Source organism: Pseudomonas sp. DrBHI1 (assembly GCF_002205115.1).
Classification (GTDB): Bacteria; Pseudomonadota; Gammaproteobacteria; order Pseudomonadales; family Pseudomonadaceae; genus Aquipseudomonas; species Aquipseudomonas mosselii.
Map to the genome: position 1 here is coordinate 64,908 of NZ_NIBE01000143.1, position 489 is coordinate 65,396.

Sequence of the window (489 nt, forward strand, 5' to 3'; positions counted from 1 at the left end):
AAGGCGCGGCGGTCAAGCTTGCCGTTGGCGGTCAGCGGCAGCGCATCCAGCTGTACATAGGCCGACGGCAACATGTAGTCCGGCAGCACGCCTTGCAGACGCTCATGCAGCTCGCCGATGCTCGGCACCTGGCCGGTGAAGTAAGCGACCAGGCGCTTATCGCCCGGCGCGTCCTCCCGCACGATCACGGCGGCATCGCGAACCCCCGGGCATTCGCCCAGACGCGCCTCGATCTCGCCCAGTTCGATACGGAAGCCACGCAGCTTGACCTGCTGGTCGGCACGGCCCAGGTAACGCAGGGTACCGTCGGCCTGCCAGCTCACCAGGTCGCCGCTGCGGTACATCGTGCCGCCGTTGAACGGATCAGGCAGGAAGCGCTCAGCCGTCAGTTCCGGCTGACCCAGGTAGCCCAGGGCCACGCCGTCACCGGCGATATACAACTCGCCCACCGCCCCCACTGGCAGCAGTTGCTGGCGGGCATCGAGCACA

At 67.5% G+C, this 489-nt stretch carries 1 protein-coding gene; it reads right to left on the minus strand.

The genetic code is table 11. The features are described from left to right. A partial coding sequence (locus CC207_RS28135; RefSeq protein ID WP_256582371.1) for an AMP-binding protein occupies positions 1 to 489 on the minus strand: 489 nt, incomplete at both ends.